Annotated in this window: 24 protein-coding genes; 7 read left to right on the top strand and 17 right to left on the bottom strand. The window is 43.0% G+C overall.

All coding sequences use genetic code 11. The annotated features are described in order from the left end of the window. Positions 1–157: 157 nt before the first annotated feature. The 6 genes from V7K48_RS07430 to V7K48_RS07405 all read left to right on the top strand — a co-directional run bounded on the left by V7K48_RS07430 (position 158) and on the right by V7K48_RS07405 (position 2,823). Positions 158–370 carry a hypothetical protein gene (locus V7K48_RS07430; RefSeq protein ID WP_335071037.1) on the top strand — a complete coding sequence of 71 codons (213 nt, stop codon included), beginning with the start codon at positions 158–160 and terminating at the stop codon, positions 368–370. Further along, on the top strand, positions 367–780 hold the full coding sequence (locus tag V7K48_RS07425) for a tetratricopeptide repeat protein (protein WP_335071035.1): 414 nt from the start codon (positions 367–369) through the stop codon (positions 778–780). Before V7K48_RS07430 ends, V7K48_RS07425 begins: the two co-directional genes overlap by 4 nt. 28 nt (positions 781–808) lie before the next feature. Then, the gene (locus V7K48_RS07420; RefSeq protein ID WP_335071033.1) at positions 809–988 is read left to right on the top strand and encodes a hypothetical protein; all 180 of its coding nucleotides are present in this window, start codon (positions 809–811) and stop codon (positions 986–988) included. Beyond that, complete coding sequence (locus tag V7K48_RS07415) at positions 922–1,746, top strand: PP2C family protein-serine/threonine phosphatase (RefSeq protein WP_335071084.1); 825 nt, start codon at positions 922–924, stop codon at positions 1,744–1,746. The genes V7K48_RS07420 and V7K48_RS07415 overlap by 67 nt, the downstream gene beginning before the upstream one ends. 85 nt (positions 1,747–1,831) lie before the next feature. Further along, positions 1,832–2,170 (top strand): hypothetical protein, encoded by a 339-nt coding sequence (locus V7K48_RS07410; RefSeq protein WP_335071031.1) that lies wholly within the window; start codon positions 1,832–1,834, stop codon positions 2,168–2,170. A 17-nt stretch (positions 2,171–2,187) separates the two neighbouring features. Next, positions 2,188–2,823 (top strand): hypothetical protein, encoded by a 636-nt coding sequence (locus tag V7K48_RS07405; protein WP_335071029.1) that lies wholly within the window; start codon positions 2,188–2,190, stop codon positions 2,821–2,823. 263 nt (positions 2,824–3,086) lie between these two features. Here V7K48_RS07405 and V7K48_RS07400 read toward each other — a convergent pair whose 3' ends face one another. The 17 genes from V7K48_RS07400 to V7K48_RS07320 form a co-directional block, all read right to left on the bottom strand. Continuing rightward, positions 3,087–4,496, bottom strand: a complete 1,410-nt coding sequence (locus V7K48_RS07400) for a glycoside hydrolase family 30 protein (RefSeq protein WP_335071027.1) — start codon at positions 4,494–4,496, stop codon at positions 3,087–3,089. A gap of 473 nt (positions 4,497–4,969) precedes the next feature. Continuing rightward, positions 4,970–6,694, bottom strand: coding sequence for a glycosyl hydrolase family 28-related protein (locus V7K48_RS07395; RefSeq protein ID WP_335071025.1), 1,725 nt, complete (start codon positions 6,692–6,694; stop codon positions 4,970–4,972). Positions 6,695–6,747: 53 nt separating this feature from the next. Further along, positions 6,748–8,220 carry a malectin domain-containing carbohydrate-binding protein gene (locus V7K48_RS07390; protein WP_335071023.1) on the bottom strand — a complete coding sequence of 491 codons (1,473 nt, stop codon included), beginning with the start codon at positions 8,218–8,220 and terminating at the stop codon, positions 6,748–6,750. Between the two features lie 252 nt (positions 8,221–8,472). Further along, positions 8,473–9,552 carry a glycoside hydrolase family 64 protein gene (locus V7K48_RS07385; RefSeq protein WP_335071022.1) on the bottom strand — a complete coding sequence of 360 codons (1,080 nt, stop codon included), beginning with the start codon at positions 9,550–9,552 and terminating at the stop codon, positions 8,473–8,475. Between the two features lie 244 nt (positions 9,553–9,796). Beyond that, positions 9,797–10,207, bottom strand: coding sequence for a hypothetical protein (locus V7K48_RS07380; protein WP_335071020.1), 411 nt, complete (start codon positions 10,205–10,207; stop codon positions 9,797–9,799). Between the two features lie 453 nt (positions 10,208–10,660). Then, a complete protein-coding gene (locus tag V7K48_RS07375; protein ID WP_335071018.1) occupies positions 10,661–11,332 on the bottom strand; it encodes a CAP domain-containing protein in 672 nt (223 codons plus the stop codon). Between the two features lie 329 nt (positions 11,333–11,661). Next, complete coding sequence (locus tag V7K48_RS07370) at positions 11,662–12,684, bottom strand: M12 family metallopeptidase (protein WP_335071016.1); 1,023 nt, start codon at positions 12,682–12,684, stop codon at positions 11,662–11,664. 34 nt (positions 12,685–12,718) lie between these two features. Next, positions 12,719–13,540: a chitinase gene (locus V7K48_RS07365; RefSeq protein ID WP_335071014.1), complete on the bottom strand. Its 822-nt coding sequence runs from the start codon at positions 13,538–13,540 to the stop codon at positions 12,719–12,721. 22 nt (positions 13,541–13,562) lie between these two features. Then, positions 13,563–14,108, bottom strand: coding sequence for a 3D domain-containing protein (locus tag V7K48_RS07360; RefSeq protein ID WP_335071012.1), 546 nt, complete (start codon positions 14,106–14,108; stop codon positions 13,563–13,565). A 170-nt stretch (positions 14,109–14,278) separates the two neighbouring features. Next, the gene (locus tag V7K48_RS07355; protein WP_335071010.1) at positions 14,279–14,953 is read right to left on the bottom strand and encodes a glycoside hydrolase family 16 protein; all 675 of its coding nucleotides are present in this window, start codon (positions 14,951–14,953) and stop codon (positions 14,279–14,281) included. A 35-nt stretch (positions 14,954–14,988) separates the two neighbouring features. Further along, positions 14,989–15,969, bottom strand: coding sequence for a glycosyl hydrolase family 17 protein (locus V7K48_RS07350; protein WP_335071008.1), 981 nt, complete (start codon positions 15,967–15,969; stop codon positions 14,989–14,991). 363 nt (positions 15,970–16,332) lie between these two features. After that, positions 16,333–16,989, bottom strand: coding sequence for a hypothetical protein (locus V7K48_RS07345; RefSeq protein WP_335071006.1), 657 nt, complete (start codon positions 16,987–16,989; stop codon positions 16,333–16,335). A gap of 48 nt (positions 16,990–17,037) precedes the next feature. Continuing rightward, positions 17,038–17,199 carry a hypothetical protein gene (locus V7K48_RS07340; RefSeq protein ID WP_335071004.1) on the bottom strand — a complete coding sequence of 54 codons (162 nt, stop codon included), beginning with the start codon at positions 17,197–17,199 and terminating at the stop codon, positions 17,038–17,040. A gap of 93 nt (positions 17,200–17,292) precedes the next feature. Next, positions 17,293–18,228 (bottom strand): glycoside hydrolase family 18 protein, encoded by a 936-nt coding sequence (locus V7K48_RS07335; RefSeq protein ID WP_335071002.1) that lies wholly within the window; start codon positions 18,226–18,228, stop codon positions 17,293–17,295. A 186-nt stretch (positions 18,229–18,414) separates the two neighbouring features. Beyond that, positions 18,415–19,284 (bottom strand): hypothetical protein, encoded by an 870-nt coding sequence (locus tag V7K48_RS07330; RefSeq protein WP_335071000.1) that lies wholly within the window; start codon positions 19,282–19,284, stop codon positions 18,415–18,417. 81 nt (positions 19,285–19,365) lie between these two features. Then, on the bottom strand, positions 19,366–19,563 hold the full coding sequence (locus tag V7K48_RS34925; RefSeq protein WP_442949420.1) for a chitinase: 198 nt from the start codon (positions 19,561–19,563) through the stop codon (positions 19,366–19,368). 347 nt (positions 19,564–19,910) lie between these two features. Then, entirely contained in the window at positions 19,911–20,987 is a 1,077-nt protein-coding gene (locus tag V7K48_RS07320; RefSeq protein ID WP_335070996.1) for a glycoside hydrolase family 64 protein, read from the bottom strand. 250 nt (positions 20,988–21,237) lie between these two features. Here V7K48_RS07320 and V7K48_RS07315 point away from each other — a divergent pair, with 250 nt between their 5' ends. Beyond that, positions 21,238–22,632 carry a sensor histidine kinase gene (locus V7K48_RS07315; RefSeq protein ID WP_335070994.1) on the top strand — a complete coding sequence of 465 codons (1,395 nt, stop codon included), beginning with the start codon at positions 21,238–21,240 and terminating at the stop codon, positions 22,630–22,632. Positions 22,633–22,824 lie beyond the last annotated feature (192 nt).

The raw sequence follows: 22,824 nt of genomic DNA, 5'->3' as shown, positions 1-22,824 counted from the left end.
TTCTGGTGATTTTCAATTTATTGTTCCCAAATCAGTAAGGCCAGTTTGATGTCAGATAGTAAACATCAATAATTTACAGGCTGAGAAAGCCATCGCTACAACGGAAGTTCTTCCCAAGGGGAGCAACGCCAAATAGTGAGGTGCTAAAATCTGGGTAATGACTCAGGCTTTTTCTGTTGCCAGAGATGCAGTCCTGGCTGTTGATACCGCTTGGGCAAATCTAGAATTTATACTCAAAGATGCAGAATCGCAAATTCTCTTAGGGCAAAACTTAGCTGAATCACTCAATCAAGCTTATTGTAGTGAATTGGTGCAAGCTCGTAAGGTGATTGCTTCAGTGCAAGGAAGGATTGAGCAAGATCCTTTATGAGTGATCGCAGAGATAAATGGACAAATCAAACCACTGCTGGCACAAGTAAAATTAGTATTAGAGCAAGCCCAAAAACGACAGGCTCAGTTACAAGAGAAACTAGCGATCGCTCGGCTCCTGGGACTCAAGAACTCAAAGCCACTTCCGTGGCCATTGAAGCACTGACATTAGAAGGTAGCGATCGCTATCGCCTGACTAAACAAGTATTAGAAACTGCTCTCAATTTACTAACCTCACGTCAACTACAAGCTGCTGCTGATTTAACAATTTTGGGACGGCCATTAGAAGAAGTACATCTGAGAAAGGGATTGGAAAAAGCCTTACGAGACATGGCACACCTAGCAACTGGAGACGAAAAAATATCTTTAGTCAATCAAGCAAATCGGGTACGTCCCAGAACCCTAATTTAAACTTAGTCAGGGGGAAATTATGCAGTGTATGAATTGCGGTGCATCCATCTTAGTTGGTGACAAATTTGTGAACAATGCGGTGCAGGAATTACAAGTAAACCACCAACCGTCGTCAATCGATGTGAAAAATGCGGTGCAGGAATTGATCCTGAAGGCTACTGTTCCCAATGTGGATTTCGCCAAGAACAAGGGCAGCGAAATTGGCTAGAAGTAATAATTAATTCACAGCTAGCAGGAATTAGCGATCGCGGACTCAAACATCACCGCAATGAAGATTTCCTCGCCTTACAACAACTGCATGGCACTCAGTCAAATATTCTCATAGTTTGTGATGGGGTTTCTAGTTCCCAAAAACCTGATTTGGCGGCTAAAGTTGCTGCTGAAAGCACCTGCTTGGCTCTAGCGGCGGCTGGGGAAAGAGGGGAAAATCCCGACTCAGCAATTAAATCAGCTTTTGCTACTGCCTTAGCAAATGTATGTAATATTACTTTTTTGTCTAGTGTAAATTCGGAGCCACCATCAACGACGATTGTTGTTGCTGTTGTTCAAGAAGGTATCGCTACTATTGGCTGGTTGGGAGACAGCCGTGCTTACTGGATTTCTGCTTACAGTTGTCAACAATTGACTCAGGATGATTCCTGGTTAACCGAAGTAGTCGCAGCCGGGAAAATGACCGAAGCAGCAGCCAAAAAATCTCGCAAAGCTCATGCAATTACGCGCTGGCTAGGAGCAGATGCCGTTGAAGATGCCGTTCCCTCAATTGTGAACTTTACTATTCCTAGTTCAGGATATCTGATTTTGTGTAGTGATGGGCTGTGGAATTATACCTTGGATGCTTCGCATTTGGCTAACCTAATGCAGCGATCGCCTGATACAGATGCTATCACCATATCTCGCACCCTTGTAGAGTTTGCCCGTAATAGTGGTGGGCATGATAACATCACCATTGCTGTTCTGTGCTTATAAATTAAATAAATTCTCATAAGTACTTAAACAGAATTAATTACACACCTTGTTTCCTGTTCCCTCTGTTTCAAATTAACAAAACATTATGTCTAATCAATTTAAAGCAGAAGTTTTTCAAAACCAGTATTTACACCAAGGTGCCAGAGAAGTTGATGCCATTATGACTATTACCGTCGAAAAAGGTGATAGTGCGATCGCCACTGCAAACAATAGCAGACTTTTTGGGATCATCTGCGATACATCCGGTTCAATGGGAGGTGACAAAATACATGCTGTCAAAGATGCAATGACCAAAATTGTGAATTTGCTACCAGAAGATGCCCATTTCTTCATCGTCATCGGTGCTGGTAGAGCTACTGTAGTTTTTCCTGTTTCTCCAGCCACGACAGAAAAAAGCAGTCAGCGATCGCCCTGGCTTTATTAACTTATACGACAGGAACGTTGCAGGCTGCTGCGGAAAATCTCAGGACGGCTAAAGAAGATGCGTTCAATTGTATGCACGTTCTGCGACAAGCTCGTGCTGCTGCCTACACTGCTAATACTGCCGAAAGCCGCTATTTGCTTGACCCAGTTTTTGCTCCCAACTACGAACAGGTTTTTTTCAGTAATATAGCTCAAATTGCCCAAATTCCTCATGGACAAACTGTTGAGACTATAGCATCTGCCTATAATTTTCAGGGTAAAAAGGTAGATGGTTTTAAAGGTTACATAGCTGACGAACTAAATAATATCACTTTCGCGGGTGAAAAAGAAGCTGCCCTCGCCAGTCTGATTACTTTGGGTAAATACCTTGCCATTGACCAACAAATTCGCCAGTTAGAGCGCAGTAGCAAGCATCAAGAAGCGATCGCTCTCTGCTTAGGAAACAAGTTTGGACAGTCCAACTGGCTGTTTGAGGAGTTCAAAACAGCTAATCAAAAGACATTTGACATCAACCAAGCAGCCTTTGACAAGGCAATTGGGCAAGGTTTCAGCAATGTGGATGGTTTTGAGATCAAAACGGGGATTGCAGTTGGGATGATTGCGCTTTTGAGTTTCTTAGGATTATTGCCTTGTCTCAAAGAATACTCAAATTGAGGGATAATTGACGTCGAACTACCCTACTTGCCCGCTATCAGAGATATCTCCGAAAACAATCAAAGTCCTTGTGTAGCTAGGCTCTAAGACATAAATGCAATAATTTTAAATTAGCTAGTACGCCACAGCGTAAATAGAGCAACCATTTAAAATGTCAATAGGTTTTGAGACGCGCTAACCCTGGATGTCAACGCCATTGAAAGAGTTTTTCCACCCGGAACGCAGATTTTTACACAGCTATAGACTCAATGCCGATTTTATCCTCATTTATTAGGAGCGCCCCACTTAAATGTTACCGCAGCTTTTTCAGGTATACTATATGTAAATGACTGTGAACCCCATTTAATTTTAACTGACTTCCGAATGGATGTTCTATTGGACAATACAACTACTTTAGAGCCATCAGGATTTTTGTATACTACGTCTTCAATATCCTCTGTGAATGAATTCGACTCTATTGTGTATGCTCCTGGGTCAACAAACTTGCTTGTATGACCCATTGAATAATATGATGTATTTTTTGTTACACTGTCTATCGAGTCTGACCTAATTGTTAGGAAACCACGGTTTGAATTAGATGTATCTACTCCTGCAAGCTTTGGAGCTGCGTTCTGGTCAAGAGCTATATTCCAGAATACTACAGACTTAGACCAGTTTCTGGGTGAACGGATAGTGTGATACATCTGGTCTGCAAACTGGGCAGAATCGTCACCTAGCCATGTACCGCTACCTGCCTCTGTCAGCCATACATCCTTAGCTGGGTATCTATTGTGTACTTCAGTCATTTTTTGGTGTACACAAGAAATACCCGTACAGTAAGGATGCCATCCTGAACCTGCACAGTAGTTATATGCACCAGATGCTAACACATTAGCAGCAAAATCTATACCTCCATCATCAAAATTGTGGTCAAAGCAGATAATTTTTGTGGTTATACCGTTTTGTTGAAATTTAGGGCCAATGTAGTCTTTAATAAACCCTATTTGATCCTGTATAGACATTTTCATTCCAGGATATGTATCAGGCGCATACTGAGGTTCATTCTGAATTGTTACCGCATCTATAGGGGTTCCTTTAGCTTCACATTCCTTAACGTATTTGACCAAATAATCAGCATATACGCTGTAGCATTCAGGACGCAGGTATCCGCCGTTCCCATAAAGTCCCTTGTTAGAGCGCATCCATGCTGGTGGACTCCACGGGGTAGCAAATATCTTTGTGCGACCAGGATTTACTTTATATGCCATATCGAGCATAGGACGGATGTAAGCGTCTTCCCTCCAAAGAGAAAAGTTGCTTAAAGACCAGTCATCAGTGTTATTGGTAGTATCATCAAATGTCCACGCTTCCCAGCTAAAATCAGATGCTCCTATAGGTTGGCGAAGCAAGCTTATATTTATTCCTAATGGTCCGAATAAATCCTGCATGACTTCAGCCCTTTTCTGGTCTGTAAGCTTATTCTTTAGTAGCCAACATGACGCATCGGTCAGTGAGCCACCAAATCCGTCTATCTGCTGATACTGTGTACCTTCATTAACAATTATTGTATAGTCATTAATATCGCTGTCAGCCGCAAAATAATTATCTGCCTGCCTTACCAGCATAGTGCTTGTGCCAGGTACAGATAACCATACCTCTACACTTTCCCCAGATGATTTAATGTTGAAGCTCATAAGTCTGCTTGTAGAATAACTTTCAAAAATCTTAGTTTTATAGTGCGGATGTATACCCTTTCGATTTGAGCAGGGCTATCTTAGGCTGCCAGTACGTGGAAATGTAGGCATCCCACTGCGCCTATTTTTGGTCATTGGCGATGGCATGGGATTGAAACTTGGACGCCCCAAGTGCCTGCGCGTTGACAAAGCCTCTCGTAGAGAAGCGTCTACATCTTTTTCTTTTGGTGGGCTTTAAACACACGAATGTCGGATTTTTGGAAAATTTACCTTTTGCCCTCTGCTTTCTCCTTTGGAGACACTACCTTGAACGTACTTTTGCCTTTTTTTTGTAATGGCTCTAAAGCTAACTTTCTATAGCACCACCACCAGCATTTCTCGCTGCAACTACCGTCCTTGTAACCGGAGTTGAGGATGGCGTGTTGGCAGTGATGTGCTGGTTGGTGACTTTGCCAGGTTAGGATTATTGGTCGCTACTGAGCATAAATCGGTGTTGGATAAGGGTCAGGGCAGACTGGTGTTTGAGTAATCCAGCTATCGTTACCGCCACCATCAGTGATCACAAAGTCTGTTCGGCAGTTAAGAATACCGCCGTGTCCCAGACCTGTCGCCGTTGTATTGCTGATTGTTACCGCACCCGCACAACGGATTTCCATCGCGTAAGTACCAGCGCCGATAATCTGGTTGCGGTTGAAGGTTACATTAATAACGCTGCTACCAATGAAATGAATGGCTTCATAGTTACTGTCGATGATCTGGTTATCTTCGACACGGATATCGCCCGTCATGTTTGCATCAAGCGCAAAGAACCACAGCGCACCCGTGCCGAAGTTCCAGCCGTTGTAGTAATCCTGTGAACCGGCGCGGACAATTACGTTGCGGGCAATTACTGTTGTACCGCTGATCGGGCGACTTCCGGGGAAGCGGTTGCCGACGTGGATACCACCCCCTTCAGCCTGCTGGTCAGCAACGTAGTTATCGGTTACGACGTTGGATTCACCCCCATAGATGGCGATCGCGTTTGCTAGTACTGGCATTTCAACGCGGTTGAACGAGAAGGTGTTAAAACCGCCACCTTGATCATTCCACATCGCGATCGCGTCATCACCTGTGTTGCGAAAAAACGACTGTGTAACAGTGGAATTGGTGACCTGCTTGTGGAAATTGATCCCGTCTGCGTTCTGGTTGCGGATACGGACATTACTGATCATCAGATGGTCAAATGGGCCATCCAGCCACATACCACACTTGGTATGCTCGATCCATAGGTTCGTAAACGTTGAGTTTGAGTATGCGCCGCCGATACCGTTGAGCTGGTCATTATCGACGCGTTGGGTAACCTCGCCCCAGATTGCAAAATCCGAGAAGTGGACATTCTGTGCAGATGTGCCTGTATTCCAGGGTCCCATGAGTCCGGCGTTGTTTCCAGTCTGCGCCACAAAGTGAATCTTGGAATACCAGATACCCGCACCCTTGAGCGTTACGTTGTCGCCTACCACAAGCCAAGTGCTAACTTTGTACTCGCCCGGTGGAATCCATAATCCCCTGTGCTGACTTGATGATGCATTAAGCGCATTTTGGAAAGCAGTCGTGGAATCCTGTACACCAGATGGATCTGCACCAAAATCAGTAGTTAGCGATAGATACCCATCTGGCATCGCAGAAGCAGGTGCTACTTGCTCAAAGTTGATCAGGTCGATGGTATACCAGGGTGCAGTACTCGACTCGACCTGAAGACGTACCTTATCGCCCGCAGACATCTGTGGTGTTAGTCGATTCACCTCATCATAAAAGTGATGCGGTCTGATATCACCGGGATTATTATTAAATGGATAGGTGCCGTAAATCCAGCTGTATTTCGATGTAAAGATCAGGTCGGGCTGTTTTGCGCCGTTGATATACAGACCAATGGGTGCTGTTAACCCTGTACCATCCGCTGAGTCAGGAATGGCGTAACGGACGACGATTGAGTTTGCATCGCGCGGTACGGTGAACTCGACATATTGCCCTACGGCATCAAGTGTCACAGCACGACGTTCAATCGCTTCATTCGCCAGCCCTGGATAGGTACGGTTATTGCGTGCATCAATTACCGTGCCATTATGGTCAGCATTTTCAGCTTGAATTTCATCATAGGGCATAGTGGAGGGACCTGCAGCGGCTTGAGTGGTGTAAGGACGATCGAGTTGATAAGTCATAAATGGCATCTTGATTATTGAGTGAGTTTGTCGAAGTATGTGGGATGGAATGTCTACAGTCCTTTGAACCGGGCATCTGTTATCCGTTGGGGGCTAGTGTTGCCTGGGATAATATAGTCTGCACCGACTCGTGCTTTGTAGATAGAGTAAACCTGGTGGACGATGGAGCCTATGGTGTAGGTGCTGTCGCCACGATCTCCACCAAAAATGGCCCAGTCAGTCTCTTTATCAATGTTGAAGTAACAAAGCATCTTGATTTGGGGTTTGACCGAGAGGTAGTCGAACATCTCTACAATCCACTGACCCTTTGCGCCAACATTGTTGTTGCCATAGTTATCACTAGTTGTGCCCCACTCTGGAATAGCTATCGGCTTGCTATAGCCCGAGACGCGGTTAATCATATCGTCTAGCAGTGCGACGGGAGGCGTCCAGTTTGACCAAGACGGACCAGTCCCCCAGTTGTAAGCGTCAATGCCGACCCAATCAACGTAGGTATCGCCTGGCCAGTAAGACTCAGCCTTGTGGAGTGGGTTACCTACGTCGGTGTTCATGGGTGTCCATAGCCACTGCAAATGATTACTGTCGATGCCTTTATTTTTGAAGACTGTCCAAACATGCTGCCACATATTGATATAATCATTGGGCGTATTTTGGGAGTTTTTATAGCTGGCAGACCAGGGGTACCAGTCGCCGTTCATCTCATGGGCAAACCGCAGGTAGACGCGGCGGTCATCAGTATCGCCGTATACGCCGCCAGAACCTGCCAGGAAACTCTTCATAGTGTCAGCCCAGTCGTTCAAATAGCTATCGTAGCTGCCATTGGCGATTAGTGCATCGATATTCGCTGGTGCATAGCGATTTTTGTCGTCAGTGAAGACCTCCCATGTCACCACAGGTACACTCCCACTATCCCATATCTGTTTCATCGTAGTGAAAGTGTGCTCCTTGTTGTTCGGGTCCCAACTTGTAAACATGACCTGCACGGCGTGCTTTTTACCCAACCAGGATTCTATGTCGTTGATATTGGCTACGCCAGGGAAGCAACCCAAGAGCATATTGTTGTGCAGGCGGGTGCCCTGGTTGATTTCAAAGCCGCTCACTGAGGGCTGATCTGCAGCGCCTGGTGTGAAGTCCACTACAATCTGCCCCCTGGTATCTGAGGTGATCACAAATTCTTCAGCGATCGCCTTATTGATGCCACCAGCTTGGGAGAAAATGTCATAATCCCATAGAACTTGCGTGTCGTTAATCACAACGTTAAATTTGCGCTTCCCAACCGAATTCCAGAAGTGTTCGTTAAAGTGGAGCTTGACATTATAGATGGCGTTCGGGGTCAGGTTCGTAAAGCTGTAAGTGAATGTGCCATAGCGTTCGGTCTGATAAACTTCCTGGTTTGCCGGGTAATAGACGCCCTTACCATCGATGGGAGCGTTGCTCAACGCGCTTTCACCGCCGCTGTAGTAGGCATCTGCACCATAGACTCCGATCGCTTCTCCACCAGCATTGATGCAAATTGAGGTCACCATAAAATTCTCCTGAGAAACTAACTATTAGACTTTTGGTTATGTTCCAAAAACCAGTAAAATAGCACTAGATAATCACTATCTGCCTTGCACAGGTGTTTTGCTGTTGTGAGTTTGCTGTGCCTGCATCTGAGTCTAAGCTTCGTGCCATGAGCCGCTTGGTTTTTCCTGGTAGATTTCCTTTTTCAAAGCGTACTATTCTACACTCTCCTCTCTCAAATTTTAGATGCGCTTACCCTGCTGAGAAACGCTATATCAATCCCAACTTATAATCACCTTCAATTTTTCAGGATTTGGATGTGCAATTAAAGAACTTTGCTCGCACACATCATCAACTGGGAATCCATAAGCTTTATTATCAATACTATGAAGATGCCAGAATTGAGCATAGTAATTAGCAGGACTATTTTTATAGAACTCTTCTGGGTTACAATTATTTGCCGGATTCTCTAATATGTGCCTGTTAAACATAGCGCTAATTTGAGCTTGAATTAGCCGTTGAATCGCCTCACCTGTCGTAAATACTCCATTACATCTAAAAATATCGGAAGATGTAGGATATTCTATTGTATATTTTGCATTAGAAGAATCAGTTTTGGTAAAAGTAAAAACATTATTTTCTACTTTTCCTATAAACGTTCCCTGCGGAATTCTAACCTGAAGTTGATTTAATGTGTAATATTGCCACATATTGCGAATATAATCATCGAAGTATGTTGCGTAATTGCCACCATAAACAAAACCTCCTCTAAATGGCGATATTATTCTGTATGGCTCCTGAACCAAAGATTGAAATTCAACTGGCACAGTTTTAACGTATTCACTGAATAAAGCACTCCTTGATTCAGTTATGCCAGCTTTTTTTGAGCCATCAGATGCTATTAATTCAATAACCATTGGAAACCCAAATTGGTCTACTTGAGTGGTATTGCCGTAGAAGAAGCCTCTATTATCAATGGTAAACTCTACCCAATCATAGTAAACGTCTGCATTGGGGTCAGATGGATAAGCTGGATCTGGCCAAACAATATCTTGCCCATTATTGATAACTCTGAGATACACTGGTGAACCCAAACTAATATAGGCTCTACCCCAATACATAGGTGGAACTTCTATCTCAGAAATCTCATTGAGAGTATATAAATAATGACACCAGTTTTGCCCATTTTTAGTTAGATGACCTGATGCATCATTATCGCTCTCATTACATGGAATTAAGTTGCCGCTTTTATCGACGTGACAAAATTGTCCTGATGTATTTTTACCAGTAATTACAAAGTATATCTTGTCTGAGGAATATTTTTGATTTGTATTGTTGACAAATGAAAACTTCATGATCTGTTTTTAAAGATTAAGTTTGGTGGAATGTATCGATTAAAAAGTAAGCTGTTGGGATTACATTTTCTGGTGTGACTATTACTACTGTAATTGGGTTATAGTAAGTTTTAATTACTCCTACTAAATCGGATATTTTTATCGAAATCTAGCGTCAAGTAATGCTTAAATTCATCGTCTTCTAGAAAGAAATAACCTTTGCTTTCTTTTCCTGGTAATTTTTTTCAAATATCGTTCAAATAGTTTACCCTTTAGTTGTAGTTGTTGTAGTCATAGCATCTGAACCAAAATGTTTCTTAATGTACTGCTCAATGTCTTTAAGTAGGTTGTCTGTTTCTTCAAAGATAGGAGATATCTCAAATTCGTTTACCGAAATTAAGCAATCTTTGTAAGAGTTAACCGCGTGGTAAACAGCTCTAGCAGCATTGTTGCTACCACTATAGTCAGGAACAACAACAATGTTGTTTGATTCAAGTTTTGAGTAAACACAGCCCTGAGACTTAACATCCTCAAAGAATTTTTTAGCCGCTTCTTCAGAACTAAAAGATAACGATATCCTCTGAAATGATGCTATGAGAGCCGAACTTTTGAATGTGCTAAGGGACATTAGAACCATAGCAATTATAGGATTGCCATTTGCTACATGGATTATCATTTGAAATTCCTCCTACTCTAATATCAGGTTCGGTTAAACACTTATAATATCTGTAGGTTGGGAAGCCACTGCGCCCTTGCGGTTTCTCGACTTGTTCGCGCAGCGTCTCTCTTAGGAGAAGCAAGTGGCGTTTCAGTCACAAAACCCAACATTTACTTGTTGTTAATGTTGGATTTCACTCGCGTTCAACACAACCTACATTGAGAGATTAGTAATCACCCGAACTTGATATAAGAATAGATAACGTGTCTCCTGCCCGAACAATGGATGAATTACCAAGTGTACAAGACATAAATGAACTTTAAAGAATGAAATTCCAATATTGCCATGACAATCAAAATTACAGGCCGAATACTTTATATCGTGTCTGATTAAAGCATTTATCATAAAAACCGCAGAGGTGCAAAGGAGAGGGTTTTTCAGATTTGTATGACTAATTAACCAGACTTGATATTACAAAGGTGTACCAAAATCCTGAGTCCAGTAGTGTTTGAACTGAGCCGCATCACTGAAGGCATACCCAATGCCAATTTCGCGATAATTGGGATTGAGAATATTTTGGCGATGTCCGTCATTGGGAGGTGTTTCATTCATCCAACTTGACGTTGCATCTTCAGGCGTGGATTGTCCTGCTGCAACGTTTTCTCCTGCAAACGAGAAACGATAACCCGCTTTTTGCATACGATCAAAGGGGGATGAACCATCTGAACCGTTGTGTGCCATGAAGTTGTGATCTGCCATATCTTGGCTGTGTCCCTGGGCTGCAACTGTCAACTGAGAGTTGAGCGAAAGTGGGGCTAAACCTGCTGCACCCCGTTGTTGGTTGACTAGTTCCAGCATCCTGCCAACAACATTCAAGGAAGGGGTACCATTTTCGACCACAATCGAGGAGGTAATATCGTTGAAGTCGTCACCGACATAAGGCGTATCAGCCGTAAAAGTCTTGCTTCGCCCACCAAATTTAATGTCATTGTAGAGAGTAACTCTCATCCCATTAGGAACTCGCAATGAACTGATAGTATCGTTATGAATCTGACCCCAGTCATATTTGCCTACATTTAAAGTTTGAGCAAATCCCTGATATTGAGAGTCATCATAAATAGTAACCTGATTGCTAGAACTCATAACCTGAATCTCCTTCTTTGTAATTTGTGTAGTGTTTAAGACAATTGAATGCGAGTAAGTCAAAGAGAACAACATCTTCTTAATTCCCCAAAGCTGTAACCCCACACCCTTTCATCCAGGAATACCAGGGATTTACGCTTTACAAGCGTGCCATTTGATTCCTATACTTTAGATACATTTGCCTTGGTTCAGATTCTTCTTAAATCGTTTTGACTCGACTCAACATTTCAGTTGTGGGTAGTTTGCCCTGCATAACGAAAAGCAGGGCAAGGTAGGCTTGTATCGTGATTGGGGTGGATAAAGGCTCCAAATCGGTTAACTCACGATACTCATTCGATGATGATCGAGGAAGTCTGATCGTTGAAATCATCACCTACATAAGGTGTATCAGCCGTAAACGTTTTGCTTTGCCCACTAAAGTGAACATCGCTATAGAAGGTAACTTTCATGTTTGCAGGAACCTTCAGCGAACTGATAGTATCGTTGTGAATTTGACCCCAGTCATATCTGCCTGGGTCTAACGCTTGAGCAAATCCCTGAAATTCAGAGTCATCATAAACAATAACCTGATTGCTGGGACGGGACTTGGGATAAATCTGAGCGATGAAATTATAATCCGATGGATCAATATCCGTACCCCCTGTAATTGGGTTGCCGTCTTTGGTAATCGAACCGGGGAGCTGGTAACACATGATTGAGTTGGGATCAGCATGGGGAGTGCCCAACAGTGATGATTCTTCGATCGGTGTTAAAACCTGTTGGCGAACCTGGTCTGGTGACCACCCCTGGTTTTGTGCAAAGAAGGCAATTGCTTTGTCCGGATCAATATGATCTACTAATTCTCTCCGCATATGCTCATGTGGAAAGCCCAGTGTGTGTCCAGTTTCATGCCGCACTACTCGGTGAAACTCTGAGTCGGGCGTATCCATACTGAACGAGTCAAGATTCATCGTAGGTTGGTTGGCAGGAATAGAAAGAATATCTGTTCCTAGGTATGACCAATATCCGTTTCTTGGTGTTCGGGCAATCCGCACTTGTGGGTCTGTGCCCGTTTCCACAAACTGGACATTCGCCGTCGCACTCCAAGCATTCATATGCGATAGGATGCGTGCTCTCAAATCAGCGGGAGCATCATCTAGAAAGCCTACGGTCAAATGCACTCCACCCGCTCCCCAGTATTTTGTGGTTAAGACTGCAACATGCTCTGGTTCTGGAATGAACCCTGGCATCACTTGTAACAAGCGTTCGATCGGTGGATGATTGACTGGGTTGATCTTGACTGCAATTTGAGCAGCAGATATCCATTGGTCGCGAGGTAGCCTTTTTGGTAAACAAACTATCTGGTTGCACATGGTTATAACTCCTATAAGAGAGATGTTTAACTACTTAGCAGGAAAGATTTTCGCCAGGTGATACCCCCAACTTCTGGCAAAAATCCTGATAAAAATTGATTCGATTTTGGGCTTCTTGTCTGCCTTGTGGGGACGCATTCGGTCCACATTCGATGCCACCATTAATGATGGAGATTGTCTTGCCAAAACCGGAGTTGCGGATAGCGTCGTGGCACGATGTCATCCAGAACCACAGGGCGGTCATAAAGGAAATAGCGCTATCTGTTGAGACCAAATCAGGGTTATTAAGCAGATCAATACCGAGAGCCGCCCCACATGTGGCATAGTTGTAGTTCCACGACAACTGGATCGGTCCACGACCGTGATAGGTTTTACCCGGCACACACGGATAGTTTGTGGGATCGCAGTAACTACCCCATACTGCTGTGTTCAGTTCATCAATGTATTGTAGAAACCCCGTCTCTTGGGCAACATTTGCCAGGAACGCAGCCGCCTCACGTCTGCGTTGTTCGTCTGATCCTTCATTGCAGAAGCTTGGGTATTTCTGCGTAGCGTTCACCAGACCGTCGTAGGAGTAAAAACCGTTTCGGTTTGGGAATAGAGCCTCGAAAGTTTGGCGTGATACAATACCTGTGAAACCATTGCCTGTTGGGTTTGGGGGAGGAGGAGTAGACCCGTTAGGAATGCAGATTTCCTGACCTATCTGTAAATTCGAGGCATCTGCGTCTGTGAAGGGAGTGCCATCAGGTTTTTTGAATTCATGCCAACGGTTACCATCACCTAATTGTTGTTGGGCAATAATAAAAAGCGTGTCTCCAGACTTAACACTGTATGAATTACCGATTGTACAAGACATAAATCAACTCCAAAAAATGAAATTACAAAATTGCTGTGACAGACTGTACACCTAGATTGATTGCTTCTTCAACAGTATCAACAAAGATGTCTATCTTTTTACCTATAATTGCCGTACCTATATCTACGGCGGCAGCAGGAATTTGCCTGCCATCCCAAAGCACTAAGGTAAAATTTGTTAACAAGGGAATCACATTTGGGTCTACTGCACACTGTAAACGTCCAACGCTTTGACCTTGGCATTTTGACTGCAATTGACCTGCAAGTGCTGCTTGCAATGTTACTCCATGCACGCCAGACGCAGGCAGATGGCAATTCGTTTCCTCCATGCTGTAAAATCTGGCTTCTAGATTTATTTGGTTACCGGAGGGAGGAGGTAAAGGAGTAGACCCAGGAATGCAAATTTCCTGACCCACTTGCAAATTAGAAGCATCTTGATCTGTAAATGGGGTAGCATCTGGTTTGAGAATCTCACGCCAGCGCTCACCATCACCTAATTGTTGTTTGGCAATGATAAAAAGCGTGTCTCCCGACTTAATAATGTATGAATTTCCACTTGTACAAGACATAAATGAACTCCAAACAAATCCTTCCAAGTATTAATCGCTATATCTACCTTTTTGGATGATTAACATAACTTTGCCTACGGGGGAACGAAGTTGTGCGATCGCTCTGCCATTCCTTAATATAGTGAGGCCATGTTGGCTTTGCCGTTCACTAAGTTTAGTGTGATGGAAAGCTATGAAGAAGGTGTAAATTTGAATTTACTTATGATCACCTCTACTTCTTGTAAGTCAGTTGGTGGCCGACCTTCAAATAACCAAAGGTTGATATGAATTGGTAGGGGCTGCTGGGGAATATATTGAGAATTTTTCTCTGGTTTGTAAGACCAATCAGCTATCTTGTTCTGCTGGTCGTTTCCGTGACCATAAAGACTTTGAAAATATACCTCCTTGCTAGTCCAGACAAATCGGTGAGTTGTGTATGTTCCATTTAGAGAAAAGTTGAAGGTATGACTATCTTGATGGAGTCCAGAAACAGCAGGAAAAACAGTGAAATTCCCGTTTGGATATTTAGAATTTCCCCATCTTGCTATTTCAATATCTATTTCATTGGTTCCGTCTGGGCCAATCGATGACGTAGGATAATTGAATAATCCTAAGACGATATTTGGGTCAAATAGGTCTATGCGATTAATCACGTAGAACTCATACTCTCCAAATCCCATACTTGTTGAATAGAGTTCGGCACAGTACCAGATTCCATTTTGTTGAGTAATTTTCAGGTGTAAATAACCATCTTGATCAACCCAGACATTATCACTGCTCCAGTTGTTTGGACCTGGGCCTTCATGATCGGAGGAGCGTACTTCCCATACATAGCCAGAAAAATTGATAGTTTTTTTCTCACCCATTTTTTTCTCTCAATTTTGATAACGGTTTTCAGTTGCTAGACATGCTTCTTTGTATAACCACCAGAGTCATTGAGATACCAAAGACCGTAGTGTCCCTCAGCACCATTCTGTCCTTGCCAAGGAGGATCTTGTGCGTTCTGATTGCTTTTCCAAGGTTCGTCAATTGCCTCAAACAAGTAAGTAATTACGCCTTCCTGTGATGCCCACTTATCGATCGCCTCAAAGTATGCTTGGAGGTTATTCACGTTGTTATCCGTGTTGTTGAAGCTAACTCCCTGTGAAGGCCACCCAGTCTCGCCAATCATCACCTCACATTGTGAGTTGATTCCAGCAACTGCTGATTTGATCGTATTGAAAGCTTGGCTTACCCCATTCACACCGTCTTGGGGAGTGGGTGTGTTTGAACCAGGATAAAGATTGCATTGAATAAAATCACAGTTTTGGATCAGTGTCTTAAGCTCGTTGTAAAATGGGCTACTTGGATTAGTAATATTTCCGAAGGTATTCGAGCGGACACCAACTTTGAGATTGAGGCTATGAGAATTTTGCTTATTAGCTACAATCATTGCGTTGACTGCATTAGTTGTTTGTGCGTCAACGACATATTCATTAGTAAAAACCAATGAAGTTACCGTGTTAGGAAACACAGCGTTTGCTGCCCTAGCTGCTGAAAACGCCGCTTCAATTTCTGCCTGTTGCAGTGCTGCATCCGACTGCTGATAAATACCCTGAGCTACCTCAATAGCAACTCGATCGCGAAGCTTATTTAACTCGGCAGCAGCTCCTGCAACACGACAGTTAGAATCAACCTGATTCCAAGGCGTTGTTGGTGAGTAGTACCCGGCATACCCCATACTGTAGGTACTGATTTTGGTAAACTCAGATGCAATGACCTCTAACATATTCACAATATCTTGCTGGCTGTAAGAGTTCCACTGCGGGGTTGTAGCGTTTGGAGGTGTTCCTGTCCAGTGACGGACATAAGGTTGAAAAGTGACACCGAAAAATTGAGACATAATAATACCTTCAATTAAAAAAATTGAGTGGAGTCTTGCATGGGGAGCAAAGTTCGGATCAACTTGTGCTTATCTTCGTGTTACTTGGATTTCGATTAGTGCATTGTTGGTATTGCTGCTCACCCGTTGCTGCTATATACTTTTCATCGCGCACGTTAGAGCTAATACCAATTCTGTATGAAGATGTACAAAATGATCCGCCTGAAATCCTTGCTAGATAAAGGGACTATTCTATGTAGGCTCAGATAGAATTGGTATAAGGCGTTGATTAATTAGATAAACTGCTGAATCAGTAAAAGAAGCACCGCCTCGTTCAAATTGTTGATCGGTTGATGATTTTCTTTTTATCCAGTTGAACAGAACCTAATCCCTAACGATGCCTTTGCGGAAGTTATTCCACTGAGCACTATCTCGTGGTAGAGTTTGGATTTCGTTTCGCCTGTCTATTATTTGCTGAACTACTTGAGCATCAAGTGTATAATCTAAATGATCTGTGACAGTATATGTACTATTTATCACATCTGTCAGATTAGTGTTAGCAGCCGCAGAGAGGTAGGCTGCTACGTAACTCGATCTCAAAATACTGGGATTAGAACCTCCACTTTCAGAAAGTGTATCCCAAGAAGTCCATCCGTCATTAGCAACGTACTTTAGCAGTTGTCTGTACAGATTCCAGTCATATTTGCTTTGCAAATCTAAAAACATCTTAGTTAGAGTATCAGATCGCTCCCTGTCAGCTTGTGCTCCATCTGTGTAACCCAAAGCTTCAAGGGTTTTAATTTTGACCATAAAGGGAAAAGGTGAACGATGATTTGCCCACCAATCGACAGGCCAGCCGCTTAAGATTAAACCTGTAAAGAGATTTACTGTTTCGTGAGTAATGAGTTCGTGGCTCCAATAAGTATTACCTGTAAACTGATTTATCCACGTATCCCAACTAATACCAATTCCTGGACCCTTTTGAATTTCAGAAATATTTCCAGCCGCAAAACCACCGCCTGTTTGTTCATTAACTAACAAGTAGAATCGCTTATCAGGTGTCCCTTGAATTGGATCAATTCCTAAAAATTATTTCAGTTTTTCGTACACTTGATCTGGAAAACTTAACTGAGCTTGGAAAGCTTGGGAATTTGCGTTCCACCGCTCCTCAGTTGCATACCAACTCCAATATTGTGAACTATACACCTGGGTGTATTGCGATTGAGATGTTGAAGAAATCATAAGTACCATTTCAACTTGAATTTGGTTAGGCTCGGTTTCGATAGCGTCGTCATTGGTATCGTAAATTAAATGCTATAGATTGCCATCTTTGTAAATGAGAACTTAGGGTTCAAAAAGTGGTTGCTGACAATTACCGAGTGACAAAGTTTGACATATCGCTTGTGCAATCATTTGAGCGTTTGGGCTGGTATCGCTTGGTGTTCCATTTGGCTGCTTTTGTAAACTCCATAGCATCATCCCAGCCGCGTTCGAGTCAATAACTGCTTGTGCCAGGTTACTAACTTCCGGTATGGTATAAACGTGTCCGCCCCATGCTTCTGGTGGCACTTCAACGCCCATGACAATTTTCTCTTTGAAATAGTTCTGATAAGCAGCTAGGGCGACTTGTGGGTTGTATTCAGGACTTGCATCATAGGACATGACATTCAGTTGATCAATGTAGCTAGCTTCAGGCGATCGCAACAAATTGAGCAATAAACCTGTTAACGCGGCTTTAGGTGTGGCATCTACCCATTGCCCTTCACCATAAGCACCAACACTCCAAGCTGCAACAGTAACTAAGTATGGTCTGGGTAGTGCTTGGCGAATTTCATTGACAATGCGACGATATTCAGCATCAGTAGTACAGGTAACTTGACCGTTTGAGGATGAACACTGACCGTTATTGAAAGGCTCGTAGTCAATATCTACACCGTCAAATCCAAAATCTTTTACCACATCTGCGATCGCCTTAGTATTCAGAGCCGCAAAATTCTGATAAGTAGCTCCGCCTAGTGCCACCAACACTTTTGTCCCAGGATTTTTGCTTTTGAGATAGGCGATCGCATCTTTTACCACTGCTCCATCTGCACTAAAATCAAGCCCTGTGCCCGCCAGTTTATTGTTACCGTTGTAAGCAGCATCTGGTCTGATAAAAGACACAATCACCATATTCACATAGGGCGCTATATTAGCCAGTTGCAGTTTTTTGGGATCGTCGCTCCACTTTTCAGACCAACTCTGGAAATAGGCAACAAGAGTTTTGTTGTTATCAGCCATTAGTTTCTTCTCTTAATAAGGTTTTTCACTGTACTTTGGGTGTTGTTTGAAGGTGCAAAACAGCAATTACAAGATTGCTATTCGCTATATGGATTACATTTGTTTGAAATTCCTTCTACTCTAAGAAGTGATGTTGTGTGAACGAAAAACTCTCAGACCGATTGAATCAAGCGATTAGTTTGTTTTTTACGTGAAGATTCTTATACTTCGGATAAGGAAATATGCGTCTCGTAATTTGGGATTATTTTTTGTGTCCCAAAGGTAGCCACCGCATTTTTCTAATCCTCCAGGGAAAACATTGCCCGCCCAGTCTCCGCATAAGGTCGTATTGATGACCATCTCCATGTCTTTGAAATATCCGGGACACGGATTGAAGCTGACGTAAGGGTTTCCCCATGTATTTGGGTCAGGTGAATCTCCAAGGACATTCGCAGGGATGTCAGCACGCTTCCAAAACCAAATTTTGATTGTCTGGTCGTAGAGCCACTCGCAAGCGTATGCTCCGCCGCCGTTCTCGTTGAATCCGTGGCCGAAAGAGTTTTCGGGTCCCATGATGCCACATCCCGTGAAAGCGTTGTTGGCGTTGCAGTCAGGATTCAAAATATTTGGGATGTTTTGGACACATCCGTTTCTGGTGTGCAATGTTGACTGGTTGCTGTTGTTCGCAGAGGGTGTCGAGTTGACTCCTTCGATGATGTCGATTTCTCCGTTCTCAGGCCATGTAGATCCAGTTCCAACCAGCCATATTGCTGGCCATACCGCCATTCCTTCAGGTATGTGGTCTAAATCGATAATGAACAGCCCTCCATTATACTTTTTATCTGTGTAAATACGGATTGCCTTTCTTTGGCGTTTCTCTTCAGGGTTGTAGCCCTCCGATTCAACGTCGATTTTAATTTTGTTTCCATCGACAATGTTGATGAGCTCGTCCCACTTCCCGTATTTTACATAGCCGTGGGTTGGGTCGTCCTGGTCGAAAAAACTCCATTTATCACCTTTTTCATTTCTGTTGATGAACTGATTTCCAATCCAACTATCTTTAAGAGTATATGCCATAGCTAATAATGCCTCCTTTGAAAAATTTGGTTGGGGTGGCTAGATTCCCGAATTCTCTAAGAAGTCGGGAATCTTAACTCCCTAGCAAGAAAGGTTCTCGCCTGGGGTAACACCTAATATCTCAGTAAACTGCTGGTAGAGTTGTATTCTATGTTGAGCCTGTGGAGTCTGCTGCCCTTTACCACATTCGATGCCGCCGTTGATGATGTTGATGGTCATTCCGAAACCAGACGTGTTGATGGCATTGTGGCACGATGCTTTGGGTGGTTGGGGAGTCATCCAGAACTACTTTTGCAATATACCAATAATGTTTCATTTCCGGTCATATAAGCACGCTGGCAAAGATTACTAAAGCGACCGTCCGCGCGAGCTTCCGAAGCTGATACAGCAAAAAAACAGAAGCTCATTAATATTGTTATTAGACTCAGGACTATACGTTTAGATTGTTTAATTAAATTAGAACTTACGCATTGACAAAACTTTACGTATGTAGTGTGTGCCCTTATAAACATAAATCACTTGAAATTGCTAAGTTTTGAACCAAGAAAACATAATTTGATTTTTACTTTTTATCTAGGTATAAGCAAAATCAAATCATATCCTTAACCAAACAGAAAATGGATATCTTAATCCCAACTAATAGTTACCTTCAATTCTCGAGGATTTGGATGTTCAATTAAAGTACTTTGCTCGCACACATCATCAAATGGGAATCCATAAGCTTTATTATCTATGCTATGAAGATGCCAGAATTGAGCATAGTAATTAGCAGGAGCATTTTTATAGTACTCTGTTGGTTGACAATTATTTGCCGGATTCTCTAATATGTGCCTGTTAAACATGGCACTAATTTGAGCTTGAATTGCCTTTTGAATCCCATCACCTGTCGCAAATACTCCACTACATTCAAAAACTTCCCAAGATTTAGGATAGTTTATTGTATATTTTGTATCAGGAGAATCAGCTTTGGTAAAAGTCAAGATATTATTTTCTACTTTTCCTGTAAATGTTCCCTGTGGGATTGTAAGTTGAAGTTGATTTGACGTGTAATATTGCCAGATATCACGAATATAATCATCGAAATATATTGCGTAATTACCACCATTAGCAAAACCACCTTTAAATGGGCATACTATTCTATAGGGTGCCTGAAGCAAAGATTGAAACTCGACTGGCACAGTTTGATATTTACTGAATAAATCACTCCTTGATTCAGTTATGCCAAGTTTTTTTGAAAATCCATCAGATGCTGTTAATTCAATAACAATTGGAAATCCAAATTGGTCTACTTGAGTAGTATTGCCGTAAAAGCCTGTATTATTAATGGTAAACTCTAACCAATCAAAGTAAACGTCTATATTGGGGTCAGATGGATTAGCTGTATTAGGCCCAACAAACCCAAATCCGTTATTGACAACTTTGAAATACATCGGTGAACCCAGACTAATATAGGCTCTCCCCGAATCAATAAGCGGAACTTCTATCTCAGAAATCTCATTAAGAGTATATGAATAATTACACCAGTTTTGCCCATTTTTAGTTAGATGACCTGGCGCATCATTATCGCTATCATTACATGGAATTAAGTTGCCGTTTTTATCGACATGACAAAATTTACCTGATGTATTTATCCCAACAATTACAAAGTAAATTTGTTCGGAGGGATATTTACCTTTTGTATTATTGCTAAATGAAAACTTCATGATGTTCTTCCTTGAAACTTCAGTTTTGGTAAATGTATAGAATAGAAAATAATCAGTCAAAGAATTGCTTGATCTGGCATCTATCTAAATTAAGGTACAACCATTTCATAAGCAATTAACAAGACAAAACAAATGGACATTATCAGCAACTATATGTAAACTATTCGTTAATGATTCTCCTTCTGGATTGCAAGTGGCAGACTAACCTAGTAAGTTGCTCAGTTAATAGCTTTATATTAAACATTCACCCTTGCTGAAAACATCTGAAGAACGTCTTGTCTTTTGGCTCAACCAAAGTCCTAACTCAACTACGACTTTCGTTGAGATATGGCAACGATCTCAACGAAAGGGGCATGGCAATTTGAGGCTATTGACAGTATTTTTGAAGAAAATCTTTGTGTGGCGTGCATCTATGCTATCTTTTCTTAAATTCCAGCCAAATCCATTTCGCTTTTTGGTGTATACCGAATGGGTGATGCTTGCAAGCTGCGGTTCCTTAGCCGTATTGGAAGCGATCGCCGGGCGGCGGTTGCCTCTCCAGCATATTTCTGTTTTGCTGTTGCTTTGTGTCATGGGGTGGGTGCTGCCAATGGGCAAATTACTCGTCAAAATCCTCTACACATTTGCCGAAATTGGCTTAATTTTCTACGGAACGGCGCTGGGATATCTCCATATTTTGCCGACGCTGTACGTAATTGTGTTTATTCGCACTTGCTTCATGTTCGGTATGATCGGACGTTGGGTAATTGGCGGAATGTTGCTTGTGCTGTTTTTGGAGCATCAGACCATCTACGTACAGAATATGAAAGTATTCGCGCCCGGACTGGAGGAGCAGTTTTGGATGCACCTAGTTGCCAAAACGCTAATGTTTGGGTTGGGGCTGTTTCTGGTGCTAATGCTAGTCAATACACTGCTGTCTGAACGTCAGGCACAGGAGGATCTGGCGACAGCGCATCAGCAGCTTACCCTGTATGCCTACCAGGCAGAAGAGTTGGCAGCTGCCCAAGAGCGCAATCGGATTGCCCGTGATATTCATGATTCTTTGGGGCACGCGCTGACGGCGCTGAATGTGCAGCTACAAACGGCAGTGTTGCTCTGGCAACAGGAGCCAGTCCGGGCAGAACCTTTTTTGCAGCAAGCCCGACGGTTGGGCATGACTGCCATGCAAGAGGTGCGAAAATCGGTGCAGGCATTGCGTGAAGATAATCAAGCAGAGCAGTCTTTGACTGAGACGATCACTGCTGTGGTTGATGATTTTCGTCAAGGAAGTGGCATTGAAACGCAAGTGCGGATAATAGGGCAGACAGCAGCAATGGTTAATCCGCCGATGTCCGCGGCGATCGTGAATGCATTATACCGAATTGTTCAGGAGGCGCTAACCAATATTTCCAAGTACGCTCAGGCAACAGCGGTGACCATAGAAATTGAGACAACGTCCAAAATCGTGCGGCTGAGTGTGGTAGATAATGGACGTGGGTTTGATCGGGGTAGCTCCATTGGCAGAGGATTTGGACTGCAAGGGATGCAGGAGCGAATCGCTGCATTGGGGGGCACGTTAACCCTGGAGACAGAACCAGGAAGAGGCTGTCGAATTGGGGTGGAAGTACCTTTGACAATTACTCAACTAGAAGTGTCGTCTAGCTAGTACAGCACGGCGGAAGTAAGCAGACTATTAAATACCGAGACCTCGCTTTTATATGTCTAGGACTTGAGAGGGCGACAAGCAAGGTGAAAACAAGCCAGGGAAAGGGTTTGACGCATTAGACTCATTGAACAAATGCAGGAAAAAAAGGGGCTTATTGACAATGAACCTAATTCCCCGTCCATGCCTCCCGAA

The organism is Nostoc sp., from assembly GCF_036919615.1.
GTDB lineage: Bacteria > Cyanobacteriota > Cyanobacteriia > Cyanobacteriales > Nostocaceae > Nostoc.
The sequence above is the reverse complement of the archived record's forward strand: the minus strand, read 5'-3'. Positions and strand labels throughout refer to the sequence as shown.

Excerpts from the sequence above, each read along its gene's own strand:
- V7K48_RS07430 (WP_335071037.1), top strand. The coding sequence starts at position 158 with ATGACTCAGGCTTTTTCTGTTGCCAGAGATGCAGTCCTGGCTGTTGAT.
- V7K48_RS07425 (WP_335071035.1), top strand. The coding sequence starts at position 367 with ATGAGTGATCGCAGAGATAAATGGACAAATCAAACCACTGCTGGCACA.
- V7K48_RS07420 (WP_335071033.1), top strand. The coding sequence starts at position 809 with ATGAATTGCGGTGCATCCATCTTAGTTGGTGACAAATTTGTGAACAAT.
- V7K48_RS07410 (WP_335071031.1), top strand. The coding sequence starts at position 1,832 with ATGTCTAATCAATTTAAAGCAGAAGTTTTTCAAAACCAGTATTTACAC.
- V7K48_RS07400 (WP_335071027.1), bottom strand. The coding sequence starts at position 4,496 with ATGAGCTTCAACATTAAATCATCTGGGGAAAGTGTAGAGGTATGGTTA.
- V7K48_RS07395 (WP_335071025.1), bottom strand. The coding sequence starts at position 6,694 with ATGACTTATCAACTCGATCGTCCTTACACCACTCAAGCCGCTGCAGGT.
- V7K48_RS07390 (WP_335071023.1), bottom strand. The coding sequence starts at position 8,220 with ATGGTGACCTCAATTTGCATCAATGCTGGTGGAGAAGCGATCGGAGTC.
- V7K48_RS07385 (WP_335071022.1), bottom strand. The coding sequence starts at position 9,552 with ATGAAGTTTTCATTTGTCAACAATACAAATCAAAAATATTCCTCAGAC.
- V7K48_RS07380 (WP_335071020.1), bottom strand. The coding sequence starts at position 10,207 with ATGATAATCCATGTAGCAAATGGCAATCCTATAATTGCTATGGTTCTA.
- V7K48_RS07375 (WP_335071018.1), bottom strand. The coding sequence starts at position 11,332 with ATGAGTTCTAGCAATCAGGTTACTATTTATGATGACTCTCAATATCAG.
- V7K48_RS07370 (WP_335071016.1), bottom strand. The coding sequence starts at position 12,684 with ATGTGCAACCAGATAGTTTGTTTACCAAAAAGGCTACCTCGCGACCAA.
- V7K48_RS07365 (WP_335071014.1), bottom strand. The coding sequence starts at position 13,540 with ATGTCTTGTACAATCGGTAATTCATACAGTGTTAAGTCTGGAGACACG.
- V7K48_RS07360 (WP_335071012.1), bottom strand. The coding sequence starts at position 14,108 with ATGTCTTGTACAAGTGGAAATTCATACATTATTAAGTCGGGAGACACG.
- V7K48_RS07355 (WP_335071010.1), bottom strand. The coding sequence starts at position 14,953 with ATGGGTGAGAAAAAAACTATCAATTTTTCTGGCTATGTATGGGAAGTA.
- V7K48_RS07350 (WP_335071008.1), bottom strand. The coding sequence starts at position 15,969 with ATGTCTCAATTTTTCGGTGTCACTTTTCAACCTTATGTCCGTCACTGG.
- V7K48_RS07340 (WP_335071004.1), bottom strand. The coding sequence starts at position 17,199 with ATGGTACTTATGATTTCTTCAACATCTCAATCGCAATACACCCAGGTG.
- V7K48_RS07335 (WP_335071002.1), bottom strand. The coding sequence starts at position 18,228 with ATGGCTGATAACAACAAAACTCTTGTTGCCTATTTCCAGAGTTGGTCT.
- V7K48_RS07330 (WP_335071000.1), bottom strand. The coding sequence starts at position 19,284 with ATGGCATATACTCTTAAAGATAGTTGGATTGGAAATCAGTTCATCAAC.
- V7K48_RS34925 (WP_442949420.1), bottom strand. The coding sequence starts at position 19,563 with ATGACTCCCCAACCACCCAAAGCATCGTGCCACAATGCCATCAACACG.
- V7K48_RS07320 (WP_335070996.1), bottom strand. The coding sequence starts at position 20,987 with ATGAAGTTTTCATTTAGCAATAATACAAAAGGTAAATATCCCTCCGAA.